Annotated in this window: 19 protein-coding genes; 6 read left to right on the plus strand and 13 right to left on the minus strand. The window is 60.6% G+C overall.

Features of this window, described 5'->3' with window-relative positions; genetic code table 11:
• Positions 1-52: 52 nt before the first annotated feature.
• From U5G49_RS06310 to U5G49_RS06325, 4 genes are all read right to left on the minus strand, one after another.
• Positions 53-1936, minus strand: a complete 1884-nt coding sequence (locus U5G49_RS06310) for an ABC-F family ATP-binding cassette domain-containing protein (protein WP_018447434.1) — start codon at positions 1934-1936, stop codon at positions 53-55.
• Between the two features lie 135 nt (positions 1937-2071).
• A complete protein-coding gene (locus U5G49_RS06315) occupies positions 2072-3121 on the minus strand; it encodes a GGDEF domain-containing protein (RefSeq protein WP_193446085.1) in 1050 nt (349 codons plus the stop codon).
• Positions 3122-3503: 382 nt separating this feature from the next.
• Positions 3504-4280 (minus strand): NYN domain-containing protein, encoded by a 777-nt coding sequence (locus U5G49_RS06320; RefSeq protein WP_193446086.1) that lies wholly within the window; start codon positions 4278-4280, stop codon positions 3504-3506.
• A 273-nt stretch (positions 4281-4553) separates the two neighbouring features.
• Positions 4554-5063: a DinB family protein gene (locus U5G49_RS06325; RefSeq protein WP_047621554.1), complete on the minus strand. Its 510-nt coding sequence runs from the start codon at positions 5061-5063 to the stop codon at positions 4554-4556.
• Between the two features lie 138 nt (positions 5064-5201).
• On the opposite strand from U5G49_RS06325, the gene U5G49_RS06330 reads away from it, so the two are divergent.
• Positions 5202-5891, plus strand: coding sequence for a glutathione S-transferase family protein (locus U5G49_RS06330; RefSeq protein WP_193446087.1), 690 nt, complete (start codon positions 5202-5204; stop codon positions 5889-5891).
• An 81-nt stretch (positions 5892-5972) separates the two neighbouring features.
• Positions 5973-6395: a nucleoside-diphosphate kinase gene (gene ndk, locus U5G49_RS06335; protein WP_003547097.1), complete on the plus strand. Its 423-nt coding sequence runs from the start codon at positions 5973-5975 to the stop codon at positions 6393-6395.
• An 85-nt stretch (positions 6396-6480) separates the two neighbouring features.
• On the opposite strand, the gene U5G49_RS06340 is transcribed toward ndk, so the two are convergent.
• Positions 6481-6984 (minus strand): hypothetical protein, encoded by a 504-nt coding sequence (locus U5G49_RS06340; RefSeq protein ID WP_193446088.1) that lies wholly within the window; start codon positions 6982-6984, stop codon positions 6481-6483.
• Positions 6981-7526 (minus strand): CGNR zinc finger domain-containing protein, encoded by a 546-nt coding sequence (locus tag U5G49_RS06345; protein ID WP_193446089.1) that lies wholly within the window; start codon positions 7524-7526, stop codon positions 6981-6983. The genes U5G49_RS06340 and U5G49_RS06345 overlap by 4 nt, the downstream gene beginning before the upstream one ends.
• 65 nt (positions 7527-7591) lie before the next feature.
• On the opposite strand from U5G49_RS06345, the gene U5G49_RS06350 reads away from it, so the two are divergent.
• On the plus strand, positions 7592-8488 hold the full coding sequence (locus U5G49_RS06350; RefSeq protein WP_193446090.1) for a branched-chain amino acid ABC transporter permease: 897 nt from the start codon (positions 7592-7594) through the stop codon (positions 8486-8488).
• Between the two features lie 102 nt (positions 8489-8590).
• On the opposite strand, the gene U5G49_RS06355 is transcribed toward U5G49_RS06350, so the two are convergent.
• The 5 genes from U5G49_RS06355 to U5G49_RS06375 form a co-directional block, all read right to left on the minus strand.
• The gene (locus tag U5G49_RS06355; protein ID WP_193446091.1) at positions 8591-9052 is read right to left on the minus strand and encodes a molybdenum cofactor biosynthesis protein MoaE; all 462 of its coding nucleotides are present in this window, start codon (positions 9050-9052) and stop codon (positions 8591-8593) included.
• 261 nt (positions 9053-9313) lie between these two features.
• Complete coding sequence (moaD, locus tag U5G49_RS06360; protein WP_017959832.1) at positions 9314-9568, minus strand: molybdopterin converting factor subunit 1; 255 nt, start codon at positions 9566-9568, stop codon at positions 9314-9316.
• Entirely contained in the window at positions 9565-10155 is a 591-nt protein-coding gene (pgsA, locus tag U5G49_RS06365; RefSeq protein WP_003547103.1) for a CDP-diacylglycerol--glycerol-3-phosphate 3-phosphatidyltransferase, read from the minus strand. The genes moaD and pgsA overlap by 4 nt, the downstream gene beginning before the upstream one ends.
• Positions 10156-10370: 215 nt before the next feature.
• Entirely contained in the window at positions 10371-12413 is a 2043-nt protein-coding gene (gene uvrC / locus U5G49_RS06370; protein ID WP_193446092.1) for an excinuclease ABC subunit UvrC, read from the minus strand.
• Positions 12410-13177, minus strand: coding sequence for an SDR family oxidoreductase (locus tag U5G49_RS06375; RefSeq protein ID WP_193446093.1), 768 nt, complete (start codon positions 13175-13177; stop codon positions 12410-12412). Before U5G49_RS06375 ends, uvrC begins: the two co-directional genes overlap by 4 nt.
• Positions 13178-13542: 365 nt before the next feature.
• Between U5G49_RS06375 and U5G49_RS06380 the strand changes: the two genes are divergently transcribed.
• A complete protein-coding gene (locus U5G49_RS06380) occupies positions 13543-14178 on the plus strand; it encodes an outer membrane protein (protein ID WP_018241481.1) in 636 nt (211 codons plus the stop codon).
• A 77-nt stretch (positions 14179-14255) separates the two neighbouring features.
• Here the strand turns inward: U5G49_RS06380 and U5G49_RS06385 are convergent, their stop codons facing one another.
• On the minus strand, positions 14256-14852 hold the full coding sequence (locus U5G49_RS06385; RefSeq protein ID WP_018241482.1) for a glutathione S-transferase family protein: 597 nt from the start codon (positions 14850-14852) through the stop codon (positions 14256-14258).
• Between the two features lie 62 nt (positions 14853-14914).
• Positions 14915-15784 carry a 23S rRNA (adenine(2030)-N(6))-methyltransferase RlmJ gene (locus tag U5G49_RS06390; protein ID WP_003558248.1) on the minus strand — a complete coding sequence of 290 codons (870 nt, stop codon included), beginning with the start codon at positions 15782-15784 and terminating at the stop codon, positions 14915-14917.
• 16 nt (positions 15785-15800) lie between these two features.
• On the opposite strand from U5G49_RS06390, the gene U5G49_RS06395 reads away from it, so the two are divergent.
• Positions 15801-18005, plus strand: coding sequence for a molybdopterin oxidoreductase family protein (locus U5G49_RS06395; RefSeq protein WP_193446094.1), 2205 nt, complete (start codon positions 15801-15803; stop codon positions 18003-18005).
• Entirely contained in the window at positions 18002-18595 is a 594-nt protein-coding gene (locus U5G49_RS06400) for an NUDIX domain-containing protein (protein ID WP_193446095.1), read from the plus strand. The genes U5G49_RS06395 and U5G49_RS06400 overlap by 4 nt, the downstream gene beginning before the upstream one ends.
• The last annotated feature ends 106 nt before the right edge of the window (positions 18596-18701 follow it).

Genomic DNA, 18701 nt, shown 5'->3' on the forward strand with positions numbered 1-18701 from the left:
TTCAGATTTTAGGCCGATCCGGCCTGAAATCATCCTGTTCTAAGACCTGTGGCTATCCCGCCATCGCTTCTTCGTATTCGGCCGACAGCATCAGCCAGTCTTCCTCGGCGGCAGCCAGTTTTGCCGCAGCTTCGCCGCGCTGTTTTGCCTTCTCGGCGGCTTTAGCGGGCGTCTTCTCGTAAAGGACCGGATCCGCAAGTTCCGCGTCAAGCGCCTGAATCTGTTTCTCCAGCTTCGCCGTCAAGGATTCAATTTCGTTGATCTTTTTCTTAAGTGGCGTCAGTGAGGCGCGACGTTCTGCATTGAGCTTGCGCTGGTCGGCCTTCGATGTCGCGTCTTCAGTTAGCTGCGGCTTTTCTTCTTTTTTTTTACCGGATGTGACGATGAGGTCGCGGTACTCGTCCATATCGCCTTCGAAGGTCGTCACCGTACCGCCATTGACCAGCCACAGCCGATCGACCGTCGCCTCGATCAGATGGCGATCGTGCGAGATCAGGATGACGGCGCCTTCGTAGTCGTTGAGCGCCTCGATCAGCGCGCGGCGGCTGTCGATGTCGAGGTGGTTGGTCGGCTCGTCGAGGATCAGCAGGTTCGGCGCATTGAAAGCGGCAAGCCCCATCAGCAGGCGGGCTTTTTCGCCGCCGGAAAGATCCTTGGCGGCCGTCGCCATCTTTTCGGTCGCAAGCCCCATCTGGGCGACGCGGGCGCGCACCTTGGCTTCCGGCGCGCCCGGCATCAACCGGCGCACATGCTCCACCGGCGATTGCTCGGGGATGAGGTCGTCGAGCTGGTGCTGCGCGAAGAAGCCGATCTTCAGGCTCGGCGCGATCTTCACTTCACCGCTCTCCGGCGCGAGCCGGCCGGAGATGAATTTGGCGAAGGTCGATTTGCCGTTGCCGTTTGAGCCGAGCAGGGCGATCCGGTCGTCATTGTCGATACGAAGATTGAGGTTCTTCAGGATCGGATTGCCGGGCTCATAGCCGACGGCGCCACTCTGGATCGCGACGATCGGCGAAGCCGGCTGCTTTTCCGGCTCGGGAAAAGTGATCGGCTGCACATGGTCCTCGATCACCGCAGCGACCGTTCCCATGCGCTCGAGCGCCTTGACACGCGATTGTGCCTGTCGGGCCTTGGAAGCCTTGGCCTTGAAGCGATCGATGAAGCCCTGCAGATGTTTGCGTGCCGCATCGTTCTTGGCCTTGGCCTTCGTCTGCAATTCGTCGGCTTCCGCCTTCTGCCGCTCGAACTGATCGTATCCGCCGCGATAGAAGGTAAGCTTCTTCTGGTCGAGATGGACGATCGCATTGACCGCATTGTTCAGGAGGTCGCGATCGTGGCTGATGATGATGACGGTGTGCGGATAGCGCCTGACATAGTCTTCCAGCCACAGCGTGCCTTCGAGGTCGAGATAGTTGGTCGGCTCGTCGAGCAGAAGCAGGTCCGGCTCGGAAAACAGCACGGCGGCGAGTGCGACGCGCATGCGCCAGCCGCCGGAGAAGGAGGAGGCGGGGCGGGCTTGCGCCGCCTTGTCGAAGCCGAGGCCGGCAAGAATACTCGCCGCGCGCGCTTCGGCCGAATGCGCGTCGATATCGACAAGGCGCATCTGGATTTCGGCGATGCGGTGCGGGTCGGTCGCGGTTTCCGCCTCGGCAACGAGGGCGGTGCGTTCCTTGTCCGCGGCAAGCACGATCTCGATCAGAGCGTCCTCAGTCGCCGGTGCTTCCTGCGCCACCTGGCCGATGCGTGCGGCCTTCGGGATCGACACCGATCCGCTCTCCGAGCCGAGATCGCCGGTGATGACGCGAAAAAGCGTGGACTTGCCGGCGCCGTTGCGCCCGACGAGCCCTGCCTTCGTACCTGAAGGCAGCGAAACGCTGGCATTGTCGAGAAGCAGGCGCCCTGCGATGCGGGCGGAAATATCGGTGAGCGTGATCATGGCCGGCGTTTTGGCCGAAAGCGCTCGCCAAGGCAAGAGCGCTTATCCCGCGCCAAGCTTGCTTGTGCGCTGACAAGCCTGCTTATCCCGGGGACAAGCCTGCTTGTCCCACCGCAAGCGTGCTGGTCCGCCGCCTCAGCGGCCGAAAGCCTGCACCGGCAGTCGGGGGTTCGATTGCGCGGCGAGAAGCGCCACCCGGGCATTGGCCTGCAACTGTCCTGGCGTTGCCGCATCTGTGCTGAGCGCCACGCCGATCGAGATGGTGAGCCTGCCGGGATCGGCCTTGTCGGATGTCGCGAAGACCAGATTGTCCTCGACGGAAGTGCGCAGGCGCTCGGCGATCGTCATTGCATCCTGCATGCCGACATTGGAAAACAAGAGGGCGAATTCGTCAGCCTCGGTGCGGGCAATGAAATCGTTCTTCTTGACCGACTTTTGGAGGAGGCCGGCGAGTTTCTTCAGGAGCTTGTTGCCTGCCTGGGTGCCGTATTTGTTGTTGAGATCGGTGAAATTGTCGATATCGACCATGATCAGCGCGCTGCCGGCGGCACCTTCTTCCCGCTCGTAGAGGTCGGCAATCGTCCGGTTCAGTGCGATGCGGTTCGGAAGTCCGGTGATCCTGTCGGCGATCGCAGCCGATTGCATCGCGGAAATACCGCGCTCCAGCGTTTCCAGCGTCTTGATGTCGTCCTGCAGCCTGGCGCCGATTTCCATCTCCGCCGCAAGAACGGTCGAAAGCGAAGCCGTGAGGTAGTCGACCTCGCCGAGGAAAGCGGCAAGGCTCTGGTCGTCATGGCCGGAAACGGATTTCAGGATCGTGCCGCAGGCGCGCGCAAAGGCGTTCTTGTGTTTCAGCCCTTCGGCAAGTCTTTCCGCCACGTCGCGCAGCATCCGGCTCGCTTCGTTGCGTGATGTCTCGCCCGCCAGCCCGCAATGACCGACGAGGCGGTATTTCAGGCCGAGTTCGTCGAGCATCGGCTGTTGCGGCTGCGGTCCCAGTGCTGCGATATCCTGCGCAAGGCCGGCATTGAGCCCGACGATCGCCTCATGAAAGAGTTCGTAATTGCGCGGTAGTGCCGCGACGTTCAGGCGCGCCATGTGCTGGGCGATCTTCTGAATATCCGCCATCGGCGTCGGGCGCACAGCCTCGCGCGGCACCAGTGCGTTTGCGCTTGCATTCTGCATGACGATCCCTCGCGGCCCGGCCTCATCTCTCACATCCGCTATGCCCGCAAGCTTTTAAGAGAGGCTGAATTTTCAACGGCGAAGCCCTGGGTTGGCGGTGGAACCGGCAAAGGCGGTTAATGCCGTGTTGAGAGCGAAGGCCTCACACCCTGTAGCGTGCAAGATCGAATGGCTTTTCGCGCAACATCGAATGGCTACAGAGTATTTTGATCTCCCGGCCCCAAAAGGCTTGAAAAAAGGCCCCTGGTGATAGCTGGTTTCAAGAAGAGCAACGCTGCTAGGCTGGACTCTCGGAACACACGGAAATCAGTCGCTGTGAAAGTTGGGGGCAATGTCCGATCGGCTGGCGGACCATCTTCGTCTCACATTTCGTATTGCCGGCTTAAGCCTTCTTGAGGCGAACTAATATTATTTTCGGGTTGTCCGGTGCTCGCTCGACATCGACGATACCGAACGACCTCACGAGATCGCTTAGTCTGGGGAAGCCGTAATTGCGTGCATCGAAGTCGGGCGCTTGCTTCGCCAGATGCCCTCCCACTTGGGCCAGATTGGCTCGACCGTCTTCATCAGCAGTTGCGATAATCGCTTTGGTCAACATGTCTCGTGCCGTTTTATTCAAGTCCGCCTTTTTAGACGTCGCCTTGGTGGCGGCAGGCTTGGCCTGGACTGGGTTTTGGGTGGGAGCCGCTGCTTCTTCGAGCTCCGCAGCCTGAGCATTGAGCACATCGAAATAGACGAACTTGTCACAGGCAGTGATGAAGGGGCGCGGAGTCTTCCGCTCACCGAACCCATAGACGGTGACAGCTTGGTCCCGGATTCTCACCGCCAGCCGCGCAAAATCGCTGTCACTGGAGATAATACAGAATCCCGCGAAACGACCAGTATACAACAAGTCCATGGCGTCGATGATCATTGCGCCATCGGTCGCGTTCTTTCCAGTCGTGTAGGCGAATTGCTGAATTGGCTGGATGGAATGTTCGAGCAGGCATTCCTTCCAGCCCTTTAGGTTGGGAGCGGTCCAGTCACCGTAGATGCGTTTGACGCTAGCGGTTCCGTAGTTGGCAATCTCAGCCATGAGGCCGCGGACGATCTTTGGCGAAGCGTTGTCGCCATCAATCAACAGCGCTAGGTGTTTAGTTCCGGAATTTTCTGTTGCCATTTATCTCTCCCGCGATGCTCGCAAAACTATATGTCGTGCAGTCTATTGCAGCTGCGACAATGTGGAAACAGGAGGTTGATAAGGATAACGAGAACGGAAAGAACACTTGGGCGGTCGCCGCGAAGTATATCTACCCAAAGGCGTCCTGGATCGCTTAGGGCATTAGGCTTACGATGATCATCGGCCTCGTCGCGCTATGCGCGTGAACCTAGCTTACGGTACGTTAGTGCTCGTCGGGTTCTTGTGTTCTAACTATTTAATTGAGAACGGGCCTCACATCCACTCGCGGCCCTCGCTGCGCAGGAAGTAGATGAGATCAAGCATGAGGCTCGGCCTGCCGAGCGCCGTCAGCGTCATATGGCACTGGCCGCGATGATGGGTTTGGTGGTTGAAGAAATGCGCGAGCGCTGCCGACAGAGGCTGGGTGATCTCGACCGGCTGTACCACCGTTACATAGGTGAAGTTGGCGGCGAGGGTTCTATCGTCCAGCATGCCTGTCCAGGCAATGATCCGCTCGTCCTCTGCTTTGCGTGCGGCGGCAAGAGCATCCAGTTCTTCGAAGAGCACGGCATCGAGTGTCGTCGGCGCTTCGCCGGTGCCGGTGAAGCGCTTCATCCATATCCGGTCGGCAACGATCAGATGATTGAGCGTGCGATGAAGCGAGCCGAAGAAAGCGCCGCGGTCGCTGCGGAATTCCGCATCGCTGAGTTCGGCCGCAGCCGCATAAACTTGCGTGTTGGCCCAGCGATTATAGGCGGCGAACATCCTGTAATGTCTGAGCATCCAGTCCCTCCCGGATTGGTCGCAGCAGTCTAGCCCGTTTTCCCGGAAATCGCAGTGATGCGCCCATGAAATTTCCTGATTTGATCGCAGCCGCTTTCTGTCGTGGAATGGATGGAGCGTGATCTCGAAAGGACTGTTATGACCAGAGCCCTCTATTCCCTCTGCGGCGCCGACGAGCGGCGCTTCTTTTCGCCCCATTGCTGGAAGGCGGTGATGGCGCTGGCGCATAAGGGGCTCGATTTCGAGGAGATTCCGACGACCTACGCCCGCATCCGCGCGATCGGCGGCGGCGTCTCGTCGATCGTGCCCGTTCTCGACGACAACGGCCGGCTGATCCCCGACAGTTTCGACATCGCCCTTCATCTGGAGGAGGCCTATCCCGAGCGGCCGTCACTGTTCAACGGCGAGGGCGGCAAGGCGCTATCGCGGATGGTGGAAGGCTATTCGCAGATGATCATCCATCCGGCGATCATGCGCATCGCCCTTCTCGATATCCATGCGAACCTCGACGAGGAAGACAAGGCCTATTTCCGTCAAAGCCGGGAGGCTCGGCTCGGCAAGCCGTTGGAAGTGGTTGCCGCCGACAGTGAGGCGGAGAAGGCCGCCTTCGCCGCCAAGCTGGAGCCGCTACGGCATATGCTGAAGTTCCAGCCCTTCATCGGCGGGCAGACACCGCTCTTTGCCGACTATATCGTCTTCGGCGCGCTGCAATGGCTGCGTGTCTCTGCCGGTCTCGCCATGCTAGCTGCCGACGATCCCGTCACGCTTTGGTTCGAACGCTGCCTCGATCTTCACCAAAGCCGCGGCAGGACTGTGACAGCGGCGTGAAATTGCCGCCTACCTCTTGTTTTCGGGCGTTGGGGCGGGTAAAGACCGCCCACTTTTCCCGAGAAAACAGAGGATTTGACTATGGCGATTGAACGCACCTTCTCGATGATCAAGCCGGACGCAACGAAGCGCAACCTGACGGGCGCCATCACCAAGATGCTCGAAGATGCCGGCCTGCGTGTCGTCGCTTCCAAGCGCGTCTGGATGAGCCGTCGCGAAGCCGAAGGCTTCTACGCCGTTCACAAGGACCGTCCCTTCTTCGGCGAACTGGTCGAAGGCATGACCTCCGGCCCGACCATCGTCCAGGTGCTCGAAGGCGAAGGCGCGATCCTCAAGAACCGCGAAATCATGGGCGCGACCAACCCGGCAAACGCTGACGAAGGCACGATCCGCAAGGTTCACGCTCTGTCGATCGGCGAAAACTCGGTTCACGGTTCGGATGCTCCTGAAACGGCCGCCCAGGAAATCAAGTACTGGTTCTCCGATACCGAAATCGTCGGCTGAGGCCGCGCTAAGGCATTCGCCGGCAATGCCTTGAATTGACTCTCGAAAGCCGGGGCCTTGCTCCGGCTTTTTCTATGCATTTCTTCTATGCAGGGCATTTGTCGGTGTTCGAGAAATCGACGGTGCCGTCAGGCTTGAAGACCTCCGGGTTCTTTTCATAAAGCGCGCCGAGCACGAGCGGCTTGCTCGGCAGGACGGTCTGGTCGAGGTCGGACCGGAACTGCGTCTTCAATTCCTGCAGCACCTTGCCGTCCTTGTCGACCAGCCGGACACTCACGGAATAGGGGCGGTCCTTGCGCACGCAGTGCAGTTTTTCGCTCTGCAGCGCGATCTTGTCGTCGATCGGGTAGATTTTCTGGTTCAGCACCAGCGGATCGCCGCCTTCAGGATTTTCGAATTCGGCGATGATGACCGAACCGTCGGGGATAGGCCCTGCCTTCTTCAGCGTCAGCAGATAGGTGGCGCTGGCCACCCGATAGTTGAAGACGAAGAGATGGCCGGTGACCTCGACCAGGTTTTCAGCCTGGCGTTGACAGCCGGCAAGCAGAAGGCCGGCTGCTGCCACCGTTACGATCATATATTTCCTCATGGCGTCTCCTCCTTCTTGCGGCGATAGTGACGGTTCGCCTTGGCGCGGTTGCCGCAGACCGCCATGTCGCACCAGGCTCGGCTCCTGTTCTTGCTGCGGTCGATGAACAGCCAGCCGCAATTGCCGCAGATCTTCATGCGTTGGGGATCAGGCATGGCGATCAGCCGCAGCGCCGAATGGGCGGTCGCCGCGGCCACGCTGCCAGGGCTTGCTTCGCGCAACACCTTCGCCAACGCTTCCAGCAGGCTGGCCAGCAATTGGTCGTCGCCGCCATTCAGTATACGCTTGCGGAAATAGAGGTCGATGGCTTCCCGTAGCGCGATGAAACCCGTCTCGTTTTCCCTAGCCACCGGCGCGATGTCGCCGAAGAGGGCACGCTCGGCGCAGAATTCGGCAGCGGCGCGCGGAAAGCTCCGCATCTGGTCCCTGACCGCAAAGCGGTCGATCCGCCGCGTTGCATCGTGGCGCAAAACGACGCTGTTGGCGACATCGAGCGCCAGCGCGCCGCCGGCAAAGCGGTGAGGGGTCCAGGAAAAGCTCATGATGAAATTATAACTAGCGAAATAGGTTTTACCAGTTATAATTTTGGTGACGCGGAGTGTCTGGAATGGCCTATCTTCTGCAGCAGCTGGCGAATGCAGTTCCGCTGGCCGCCCTCTATGCCGCGCTCGCCTTCGGTTATGCCGTAGCCTTCGGTGTGACGAAGCGGGCTGACATCACCTATGGGGCGATCTTCGCCTTCGCCGGCCAGATCCTGCTGCTCTTCAGCGAACTCGCCTATGTCAGGTTTTGGCTGGTGCTGCCGGCGGCACTTGCCGTCGGTGCCTGCGCTTCCATCGTCTATTCGCTGGCGGCGGGCCTATGGATCGGCCGTTCGATCATGCTGCCGCTGGTCAATAAATCGCCGAATACGGTCATCGTTGCCGCCCTCGGCATCATGATCGTGCTGATGGAAACGGCCAGGCTTGCCGCCAATACCCGCGCTATCTGGCTGCCGCCGTTCCTCAACGACACGGTCGTCTTCTGGAGCGACGGCCTGTTCAAAGTGACGCTCACCCATATCCAGCTGATCAACACGGCGCTGATGTGCGCCATTGTCGCTGTGGGTGCGCTGATCCTCAGGCGCACGGGCTGGGGCCGCGTCTGGCGCGCCGTCACTGATGATCCGCTGGCCGCCGAGCTCTGCGGCACCAGCGCCAACCGCGTCTTCCTCGTCGCCTATGCGACCGCCGCCCTCGTCGCCACTATCTGCGGCATCCTCGCCACCTTCTATTACGGTTCGATGGATTTCGGCGCCGGACTGATGTTCGGGCTGAAGGTGCTGCTGATCGCAGCTGTCGGCGGTTATTCCGATCCGCTGCGCTCGGCAGGCGGCGCTGCCGGGCTTGCCGTCGTCGAAACCATGTGGGGCGCTTACGGCCCCTTCGTCTGGCGAGATCTGGTCATCTTTTCGCTGCTCGTCCTGCTCTTGGTCATGAGCCGCAGGGAGCGCGTGGTTCTCTAAAGCAATCCCAGCAAAAGTGCGCAGCGGTTTTGCGGCCGGAATTGCGTGAAACAAAAAGATGGAGCATTTCCGTCACTCGGATAAATCAGGAAATGCGCTAATTTACTTCCACTTGTCGCGCGCCGCGTCGTCGGCGTCTTTCGCCGCGACCCAGTCGCCGGTGGCGCCATCCCTAGCGTGCTCCTTCTTCCAGAAGGGGGCTGCGGTCTTGAGGAAATCCATGACGAAATTGGCGCCGTCGAACGCCGCCTGCCGGTGCGGTGCGGCTGCGACGACGAGCACGATGTTCTCGCCTGCTGCGATCTTCCCGTAGCGGTGGATGGCAGTGAGGCCGAGAAGTCCGAAACGCGCGATGGCAAGATCGCCGATGCGCCGCATCTCCGCTTCCGCCATGCCGGGATAATGCTCGAGTTCGAGGGCCGCAAGCGTGCCGCCTTCATCGCGGCAGAGGCCGGAAAAGGTGACGACGGCGCCGATGCCGGCTTTGCCCTTCGAGAGGCGATCGACCTCGGCCTGCAGGTCGAAATCCTCATGCTGGACGCGGATGGTGGGGGCAATGGTCATGATAACATCCCCAACTGCTTTGATGTCGTACCGGAGGCTATGGAGAGGGCGTGCCGTGCCAACCCCCCTCTGCCCTGCCGGGCATCTCCCCCACAAGGAGGGAGATTACGCGTGGCTTGACCATCGTGCCCATCTACAGTTTTGCCGGGCTGCGACGTGGATTGCTTGGGGAAGTTCGTGCTTCCAGCCAATCTCCCTCCTTGTGGGGGAGATGTCCGGCAGGACAGAGGGGGGTAGCGACACGGCACCACCATCACCGCCTCATCCCCCCGTCATCGGCGGAAAGATCCCGATCTCCCGGGCGCCCGATATCGGCTCGTCATGCTCGACATGCTCCATGTCGAGCGCCACGCGGATCACGTCGGGATATTGAAGTGCGGTCTCATATTCTTCGCCCAGCGTCTTCAAATGATTCAGGAGATCGGCGACGGTGACGACGGAGGAGGGGAGGTCGATCTCCTCCTCGCCCTTGCCGATGCGCTCGCGCACCCAGGCGAAATAGACAAGCCGCGTCATTCCTCGTCATCCACGATATGTTTCACCCCGGCGCGGAAATAGTCGTAGCCGGTATAGATAGTCAGCAGCGCCGCGATCCACAGCAGCGCGATGCCTGTCTGCGTCGTATAGGGGAAAATCTCGTCTCCGGCCGGGCCGGCGAGCAGGAAGGCGATGGCGACGAGCTGCAGCGTCGTCTTCCACTTGGCGATCCGCGTCACCGGTACGCTGACCTTCAGCGCCGCCAGATATTCGCGCAAGCCCGAAACCAGGATCTCGCGGCAGAGAATGGTGATCGCCGCCCAGATCGACCAGCCGGCGATGGTCTGGTCGGCCGCGACGAGAAGAAGGATCGAAGCGACCAACAGCTTATCGGCGATCGGATCGAGCATACGGCCGATATTCGACGTCTGGTTCCAGATGCGCGCGAGATAGCCGTCGAGGAAATCGGTGAGCGAGGCGATGACGAAGATCCACAGCGCCACCCAACGCGCCGTGTTGCTAATCGACAGCCTGCCCTCGATGAAGAAGCAGAGAACGATCAGCGGTACGGCGAGGATACGGCCGTAGGTCAGAAGATTGGGAATGCTGTACGCACGCGATGCCATGGGATCGTTTCTCTGAATTGATGCGCCGCTACAGCGCCGCACGTCTTTTCAGGCGCGCAAAGGACGCTGTAACACTTTAGAATATCCGCATCGAGCTTTCCGAAAGTCGATTCCGATTTTCGGGCCGATGCGGTAGATGACGGCTTTGGCTGCGGACCGTCAACATTCTTTCTGTCTTTTCACCGCCTTTGCGTGGAATTTGCGACGGACGCCGGTTATTTCGCGGCGTCGTCGTGGAAATGGTTATAGACCTGCTTGGCGACGGCTTCCGATATGCCTTCCACCGCCATCAGATCGGACAGGGCTGCGCGCGAAACGGCCTTTGCCGTGCCGAAATGCTGGAGCAGCGCGCGTTTGCGCGATGGCCCGATGCCGCCGATCTCGTCGAGCGGGTTCTTGATCATTTCCTTCTTGCGCCGTGCCCGGTGCGAGCCGATCGCGAAACGGTGCGCCTCGTCGCGCATGCGCTGGATGAAATAGAGCACCGGATCGCGCGGCGGCAGCGTGAAGCTCTCGCGTCCCGGCGGGAAAAAGCGTTCGCGCCCGGCGTCGCGGTCGACGCCCTTGGCGATGCCGATCGCCGTCACGCTGTCGGTGATGCCGAGCTCGGCAAGGATGGCGCGCACCGCTGTCATCTGACCCTGGCCGCCGTCGATGAGGATCACATCGGGCCAGGTCGGGAAGGGCATGTCGGCTGCATCGGGAGTGGCCGCCTGCGCGGTCCGGTCAGGAATGCCTTCCTCCTTGATCAGCCGCGAGAAGCGCCGCGTCATCACCTCCTTCATCATGCCGAAGTCGTCGCCGGGCGTGATGTCGGTCGATTTGATGTTGAACTTGCGGTACTGGTTCTTGACGAAACCTTCCGGCCCCGCGACCACCATGCCGCCGACGGCATTGGTGCCCATGATATGCGAGTTGTCGTAGATCTCGATGCGCTGCGGTGCATAGGCAAGCCCGAACGTTTCCTTGAAACCTTCGAGCAGCCGCGACTGCGACGCCGTCTCGGCAAGCTTTCGCCCATGCGCCTCGCGCGCATTGCCGACGACATGGTCGACCAGATCGCGCTTTTCGCCGCGCTGCGGCACGAGGATGGAAACCTTGTGGCCGGCTTTTTCGCTGAGCGCTGCGGCGAGCAGCTCCAGCTCCTCGACCGTCTGCGACAGCATGATCTGCTTCGGCACCGGCTTGTCGTCGTAAAACTGCGCCAGGAAGGAATTCAGCACTTCGGCGCCGGAAAGCTGCGGATCGGCCCTCGGGAAATAGGCGCGGTTGCCCCAGTTCTGGCCGGTGCGGAAGAAGAACACCTGGATGCAGGAGATGCCGCCCTCATGGTGGATGGCGAATACGTCAGCCTCCTCGACGCCGGCCGGATTAATGCCCTGGTGGCTCTGCACGTGCGAAAGTGCGGCCAGGCGATCGCGATAGATCGCCGCCCGCTCGAAGTCGAGGTCCTCGGCCGCCTGGTTCATGGCCTCGGCCATATGCGACTTCACCTTCTGGCTTTTGCCGGACAGGAAGTCCTTCGCCTCCTGCACCAGTTCGCCGTAACCCCCATCGCTGACCTCGTGGGTGCACGGCCCCGAACAGCGCTTGATCTGGTAGAGAAGGCAGGGTCGTGTGCGCGTTTCGAAGACGCTGTCGGTGCAGGTGCGGATCAGGAAGGCGCGCTGCAGCGAATTGATCGTGCGCCCGACCGCGCCTGCCGAAGCGAAAGGTCCGAAATAGTCGCCCTTTCGCGCCCTTGCGCCGCGATGCTTGAAGATCGCCGGCGCCCGGTGGTCGCCGGTGATGAGGATATAGGGAAAGGACTTGTCGTCGCGCAAAAGCACGTTAAAGCGCGGCCGCAAGCGCTTGATCAGATTCGCTTCCAGAAGCAGCGCTTCGGTTTCCGTGCGCGTCGTCACGAATTCCATATTGGCTGTCTGGCGCACCATCTGGGCGATGCGGTTGGAATGCACCCGGCCGACGGCGTAATTGTTGACGCGCTTCTTCAGGCTGCGCGCCTTGCCGACATAGAGCACGTCGCCCTCGGCATTGAACATGCGGTAGACGCCGGGACTGTTGGGGAGCCGCTTGACGAATTCGCCGATCAGTTCCGCGCCGATGAGCCCGGTTTCATTGAGGCTGCCCGCATTCCAGTCGACCGTCGTCGCAAGCGGGGCGGCGGCGGAAACGTCGCCTTCCACTTCGATATCGTCTTCGCTCTCATCCGTATCATCGTAGAGAACGCCGCCATCCGGCAGCTTTCGTCCGTTCATTCCGTAATCTCCGCCACATCGGGCGTCTGCCAGGCGAGGTGCTGGCCGCCGTCGAGGGCAATCATCTGGCCGGTGATCGAGGGCGTGTCGTAAAGGAAGCGAATCGTTTGTCCGAATTCCACCAGCGCCGGCCCTCGCTGCAAGATAAGGGCTGAGACCTGCGCTTGGAAGTCCTCCATCGCCTGCCGCTCGCTCGGCATCGAGGGGCCGGGGCCGATGGCATTGACGCGGATGCGTGGCGCCAATGCCTGTGCAAGCGTCTGCGTCGCCGTCCACAGCGCGGATTTGGAGAGGGTATAGGAATAGAAGCTGGGCCTCAGCGCCCAAACCCGCTGGTCGATGATATTGACGATCTGCCCCGATGCCTCAGCGGGCATCTGCTGCGCGAAGGCGGCCGCAAGGATAGAGGGCGCACGTACATGCAGGTCGAAGTGCAATGCCCAGGTGGCGGCATTGAAACTACGCGCTGAATCATGCTGGAAGACCGACGCATTATTGACGAGCAGATCGAGCGGCCCGAGCGCTTCCGACGCCTTCGCGACCAAGGCGGCTGTTTCGCCGATATCGGTGAGGTCGGCCTGCAGGGCGGTCGCCCGATATCCCCTTCGCCGCAATTCCGCCACCAGCTCTTCGGCCTCACCGATGGAGCCGTTCGCGTGGATCGCAACGGAAAAGCCATTTGCAGCAAGGTCTTCGGCGATTGCCCGTCCTATTCTTTTAGCAGCCCCTGTTATAAGGGCCGAGCGAAGTCTTTTGTGGTTCAAAATCTTGCCTTCTGATCCCGCGAGTCTGTCTGCAGACTATATAGGGGCCAACGGAGATTATATAAATAGGCCGTTGCGGTTGCGTCAGAGAGCCGGATATTCTATGTATTATTTAAGAATGCGAGTTCTTAAAATAAGTATTTTCAGTTTAACACTTCAGTATGGTTAATGAAGTGTATGTTGCGTCAAAGCAACATCGAATTTCAGCCATGCGGCAGCCACAATGATATCACAATTTGGCTCTTTCAAATCCGCATTTGAGTTCCAATTTCAGTCTCGATCCGGAAGGGACATCTGGCAATATCCCGCCAATGCTTCACTGATAGACAGATGACAAGCGGCGCGGGACTGAAAGGAGACTAAGTATGCGTGTACTCATTGCTGGCCTCATGGCCTCCGTTTTTGCAATTGCGGGCGTCTCGGCAGCTCAGGCGGCCGATGCCGTCGACCAGGTTCCGGAAGCACCGGTCGCCCAGGACGCTCCAGTCAAGCCGGCAGGCAACTGGGAAGGCTTTTATCTCGGCGGCGCTGGCACCTACAACATGGGTGACTTCGGTTCCGACCGTCACACCTATGGTTTCGGCGGCCAGGTCTTCACCGGCTACAACTGGCAGCAGGGCCAGATCGTTTACGGCGTTGAATCCGATCTCGGCTACAGCGGCGACGACGTCTCCTCAGGCGGCGTCAAGAACAAGTATGGCTGGAACGGCTCCGTCCGTGGCCGCGTGGGCTACGACATGAACCCCTTCCTGCTCTACGGCACGGCCGGTCTTGCCATCGGCGACGTCAAGGTTTCCGACGACACCTCGGACGAAAGCAAGACGAACTATGGCTATACGGTCGGCGCCGGCGTCGAAGCCTTCGTGACCAACAACATCACGACGCGCCTGGAATATCGCTACACCGACTACCAGAGCAAGGACTACGACCTCGACTCCGGCAGCTTCTCGCGCGGTTACGACGAGAACAGCGTCAAGCTCGGTATCGGCGTCAAGTTCTAAGCCGACTGAACATACTGACATAAAGAAGCCGGGCACGTCGCCCGGCTTTTTGCTGTCTGCTCATTGTTCTGAAGCGCTCAGCCCTGGGACTTGAGCTCGCTATGGGCAGGGAATTTCTTGTCGAACTGCCGCAGCCAGTCAGTCAGCGGCGCATGATCGGCTTCCCACTGGTCCTTGAAGCGCAACTCGAGATAATCAAGCGTGGCCGCCAGTGCAAAATGTCCGCCGTTGAGCTTTTTGCCGAGCTTCGGCGGATTGGCGCTGAGATGAGCGAGACCGCTCGTCGCCTTCTTCCATTGCCGGTCGATCCACGGCTGGTGAACCTTTTCCTCGTCGCGGAAGCGCCGCTCGTAGACGATCGCCAGCAGGCAATCGCAGATGCCGTCGCAGAGCGCCTCGAGGATTTCCGCATCCGTGCGCTTGCCCTTCTTGGAAGGGTAGAGCCCGCCCTTCGTCAGCCGGTCGAAATAATGCATGATCGCCACGCTGTCGTATATCGAGACCTCGTCATCGGTCAGAAGCGTCGGGATCTTGCCGAGCGGATTATTGTCCACCAGGATTGCCGGTGCGGTATTGGTGTCGACCCGAATGGCGTTCAACTCCAGGCTCAGAAAATGCGCGGCCATCCGCACCTTGTTGGAATAGGGCGAGGCGGGCGAACAAAGGAGCTTCATGGGGGACACCTGATGAGATTGTGGAGCTGCGGCGCGGACTATTCCGCAAGCAGCTTAAGCGGTCAATCGTCCTTGACCGCCTTGTTCTCGCCGCGCAGCCAGAAGGCGCGGTGCGACGCGAAACGGTCTTGTGCCAGATGGTCCTTCAATGCGGGCAGCAATTGGTGCAACTCGTCCTTCAGCGTGAAAGGTGGGTTGACGATGACGAGGCCTGAGCCCGTCAGTCCCGTAATGCCGCGGTCGCTGCGAACCGCGAGTTCGGCGCAGAGCATTTTCGGGATGTCGAGCGCCTGCAGCGTCTCGTGGAATTCCTTGATCGGCGCGCCCTTCTTCAGCGGATACCACAGGCAATAGGTGCCGCCGGGAAAGCGCCGATAGGCCTTTTCCAGCCCCTCGGCCAGGCGCTGATATTCGTCCTCTTCCTCGAAGGGCGGATCGACGAGCACGATGCCGCGCTTCTCTTTCGGCGGCAGATGCGCGCCGAGCGCCAGCCAGCCGTCGAGCTCGGTGATGCGGGCATGGTGATCGCCCTCGAACAGCCGGTGCAGCCTGACGTAGTCCTCGGGATGCAGTTCCATCGCCGACAGCCGGTCCTGCGGCCGGAACAGCATGCGCGCAAGTTTCGGCGATCCGGGATAGAAGCGGATGCCGCCCTCAGGATTGAGTTCGCGGATTGCCGAGAGGTAGGGCTCCAGCAGTTCGGAAACCTGAGGGCCGAGGTCTGCCTCCATCAGCTTGCCGATGCCATCGACCCATTCGCCGGTTTTCTGCGCTTCTTCGGAGGAAAGGTCGTAGAGCCCGATGCCGGCATGCGTGTCGAGCACGCGGAATCCGCCATCCTTCTTCTGCATGTAGCGGATCAGCCGCGTCAGCACGGCATGTTTCAGAACATCGGCAAAGTTGCCCGCGTGATAGATGTGGCGGTAGTTCATTTTTGCTGATGTCCGTATGAATTCGCGTCATGGGGAATTTTTGTGGCTTTTGGCCGTGCAAGCCTTGGAATATACAAATGCCATGAACATTGCGACCCCCATCCACGCCAAATCATCGAAGCCCGACAACAGGGTGGGCCACACCGCCTGTCCGCATGACTGTCCCTCCACCTGCGCGCTGGAGGTCGATATATCGGAGGATGGCAGCATCGGCCGTGTGCGCGGCGCCAATGACCATTCCTACACGTCGGGCGTCATCTGCGCCAAGGTCGCCCGCTACGCCGAGCGGCTCTACCATCCCGACCGCCTGATGCATCCTCTACGCCGCGCCGGCGCCAAAGGGGCAGGGCAGTGGCAGCAGATTTCCTGGGAAGATGCGCTGGATGAGATCGCCGAAGCCTTTGTGAAGGCCGAGGCAAGGGACGGCAGCGAGGCGATCTGGCCCTATTTCTACGCCGGCACCATGGGCTGGGTGCAGCGCGATTCCATCGATCGCCTGCGTCATGCCAAGCGTTACTCCGGCTTCTTTTCCTCGATCTGCACCAACCCCGCCTGGACCGGCTTCACCATGGCGACCGGCACGCTGCGCGGTCCCGATCCGCGCGAGATGGGCCGCACCGATTGTGTCGTCATCTGGGGCACCAACGCGGTCTCGACGCAGGTCAACGTGATGACCCACGCCATCAAGTCGCGCAAGGAGCGCGGCGCGAAGATCGTCGTCATCGACATCTACGATAATCCGACGATGAAGCAGGCCGACATGGCGCTGATCGTCAAACCGGGCACCGACGCCGCACTCGCCTGCGCCGTCATGCACATCGCCTTCCGCGACGGTTACGCCGATCGTGACTATATGGCGAGATATGCCGATGATCCCGCCGGTCTCGAGGCGCATCTCAAAACCAAGACGCCGCAATGGGCCGCTGCCATCACCGGCCTTTCGGTCGAAGAGATCGAAGCCTTTGCCAGCCTCGTCGGCACGACGAAGAAAACCTTCTTCCGCCTGGGCTATGGTTTCACTCGCCAGCGCAACGGCGCGGTCGCCATGCATGCAGCCGCCTCGATCGCCACCGTTCTCGGCTCCTGGCAATATGAGGGCGGCGGTGCCTTCCATTCGAACAGCGATATCTTTCGTATGAACAGCGCCGAACTGACCGGCCGGTCGATGAAGGATGCCGATATCCGCATGCTCGATCAGTCGCAGATCGGCCGCGTCCTGACCGACGATCCCGTGGCGCTGCGCCATCGCGGCCCGGTGACGGCAATGCTGATCCAGAACACCAATCCCGCAAACATCGCCCCCGAGCAGCGCCTCGTCAGACGCGGCTTCGCCCGCAACGACCTCTTTGTCGCCGTCCATGAGCAGTTCATGACGGAAACGGCTGAGATCGCCGATATCGTCATTCCCGCGACGATGTTCGTTGAGCACGATGACATCTATCGGGCCGGTGGCCAGAACCATATCCTGCTGGGGCCGAAGCTGGTCGAGCCGCCGCCAACCGTGCGCACCAATCTCTTCGTCATCGAGGAACTGGCAAAACGCCTCGGTGTCGCCGATCGCCCCGGCTTCGGCTTTACTGCCCGTGAAATGGTCGACCGCATTCTCGAATCGAGTGGCTTGCCGGATTACGACCATTTCCTTGAACACAAATGGTTCGATCGCCAGCCCGTTTTCGAGGAGGCGCATTATCTGAACGGTTTTGCCCATCCGGATGGCAAGTTTCATTTCCGCCCGGACTGGATCAATCAGCCGGCTCCCAACAAGCCGCCGGTTTCTATCGGCGCGCTCGGGCCACATGCCGAACTTCCGCCCTTCCCGGATCAGGTCGATGTCATCGAAGTCGCCGATCCCGAGCATCCCTTCCGGCTCGCCACGTCGCCGGCGCGCAACTTCCTGAATTCGAGCTTCTCCGAGACCAAGACCTCTCGCCAGAAGGAGGGCCGCCCTGAAGTGATGGTCAATCCGGCTGACGCCGAGGCCAACGGCATCGCCCATGGCGATCTTGTCCGAATCGGCAATAGCCGCGGCGATCTGCGCATCCACGCCCGCGTCACCACGGAGGTGAAATCCGGCGTGCTGATCGCCGAGGGGCTTTGGCCAAACAAGGCGCATGTCGACGGCGAGGGCATCAATGTCTTGACTGGCGCCGACCCTGTCGCGCCCTATGGTGGGGCGGCCGTGCACGACAACAAGGTCTGGCTTCGCAGGGACCCAGCATGATGCAGCCGAAATCACGGGTGAAGATCGTCAGCGAAGAAACACTGTCGAATGGGTGGACGCGGCTGAGCAGCTATCTACTCGACTATATCGACCGCAAGGGCGCAACCCAACGGCTGAAGCGGGAGATCTATCACCGCACGCCCGCTGCCTGCATCCTGCTTTATGATCCCAAGCGCGACCTCGTCGTTCTCGTCCGCCAGTTCCGCCTTGCCGTCCATCTCAACGGCGATCCCGCCTGGATGATCGAGGTGCCGGCCGGCCTTCTCGACGATGACCATCCCGAAGCGGCGATCCGTCGCGAGGCGATGGAGGAGACCGGCTATCGCGTGCGCGATGCGCGCTTCCTCTTCAAATCCTATACCTCGCCGGGTGCCATCACCGAAGTCATCCACTTCTTCGCAGCCCTCATCGACACTGCCGACCGCGTGGCGGAAGGCGGCGGTCTGGACGAGGAACACGAGGATATCGAGGTCCTCGAAACCCCGCTCGACGAGGCTGCGGCGATGATCGAAACCGGCGAGATCGTCGACGCCAAAACGATCGTGCTTCTACAGTGGGCACTGTTGAACAGGGCAAGGCTGACGGCGTGAATTTGCCGGGGCGAGCGCATCGGATCATTTCCAAAGCGCAAGTTTCCGCTTTAAGATGATGCAGCGCGAAATTTCATACGACTGTCACGAAGCGGTTCTATCCGCT

This window comes from Rhizobium indigoferae, from assembly GCF_034554815.1.
GTDB classification, from domain to species: Bacteria; Pseudomonadota; Alphaproteobacteria; order Rhizobiales; family Rhizobiaceae; genus Rhizobium; species Rhizobium leguminosarum.

Coding starts and splice junctions, on each gene's coding strand:
- U5G49_RS06320 (WP_193446086.1), bottom strand. CDS start 4,280: ATGGCAACAGAAAATTCCGGAACTAAACACCTAGCGCTGTTGATTGAT.
- ndk (WP_003547097.1), top strand. CDS start 5,973: ATGGCGATTGAACGCACCTTCTCGATGATCAAGCCGGACGCAACGAAG.
- U5G49_RS06340 (WP_193446088.1), bottom strand. CDS start 6,984: ATGAGGAAATATATGATCGTAACGGTGGCAGCAGCCGGCCTTCTGCTT.
- U5G49_RS06310 (WP_018447434.1), bottom strand. CDS start 1,936: ATGATCACGCTCACCGATATTTCCGCCCGCATCGCAGGGCGCCTGCTT.
- U5G49_RS06400 (WP_193446095.1), top strand. CDS start 18,002: ATGATGCAGCCGAAATCACGGGTGAAGATCGTCAGCGAAGAAACACTG.
- U5G49_RS06315 (WP_193446085.1), bottom strand. CDS start 3,121: ATGCAGAATGCAAGCGCAAACGCACTGGTGCCGCGCGAGGCTGTGCGC.
- U5G49_RS06325 (WP_047621554.1), bottom strand. CDS start 5,063: ATGCTCAGACATTACAGGATGTTCGCCGCCTATAATCGCTGGGCCAAC.
- moaD (WP_017959832.1), bottom strand. CDS start 9,568: ATGACGCGGCTTGTCTATTTCGCCTGGGTGCGCGAGCGCATCGGCAAG.
- U5G49_RS06330 (WP_193446087.1), top strand. CDS start 5,202: ATGACCAGAGCCCTCTATTCCCTCTGCGGCGCCGACGAGCGGCGCTTC.
- uvrC (WP_193446092.1), bottom strand. CDS start 12,413: ATGAACGGACGAAAGCTGCCGGATGGCGGCGTTCTCTACGATGATACG.
- U5G49_RS06390 (WP_003558248.1), bottom strand. CDS start 15,784: ATGAACTACCGCCACATCTATCACGCGGGCAACTTTGCCGATGTTCTG.
- U5G49_RS06385 (WP_018241482.1), bottom strand. CDS start 14,852: ATGAAGCTCCTTTGTTCGCCCGCCTCGCCCTATTCCAACAAGGTGCGG.
- U5G49_RS06355 (WP_193446091.1), bottom strand. CDS start 9,052: ATGACCATTGCCCCCACCATCCGCGTCCAGCATGAGGATTTCGACCTG.
- pgsA (WP_003547103.1), bottom strand. CDS start 10,155: ATGGCATCGCGTGCGTACAGCATTCCCAATCTTCTGACCTACGGCCGT.
- U5G49_RS06395 (WP_193446094.1), top strand. CDS start 15,801: ATGAATTCGCGTCATGGGGAATTTTTGTGGCTTTTGGCCGTGCAAGCC.
- U5G49_RS06380 (WP_018241481.1), top strand. CDS start 13,543: ATGCGTGTACTCATTGCTGGCCTCATGGCCTCCGTTTTTGCAATTGCG.
- U5G49_RS06345 (WP_193446089.1), bottom strand. CDS start 7,526: ATGAGCTTTTCCTGGACCCCTCACCGCTTTGCCGGCGGCGCGCTGGCG.
- U5G49_RS06350 (WP_193446090.1), top strand. CDS start 7,592: ATGGCCTATCTTCTGCAGCAGCTGGCGAATGCAGTTCCGCTGGCCGCC.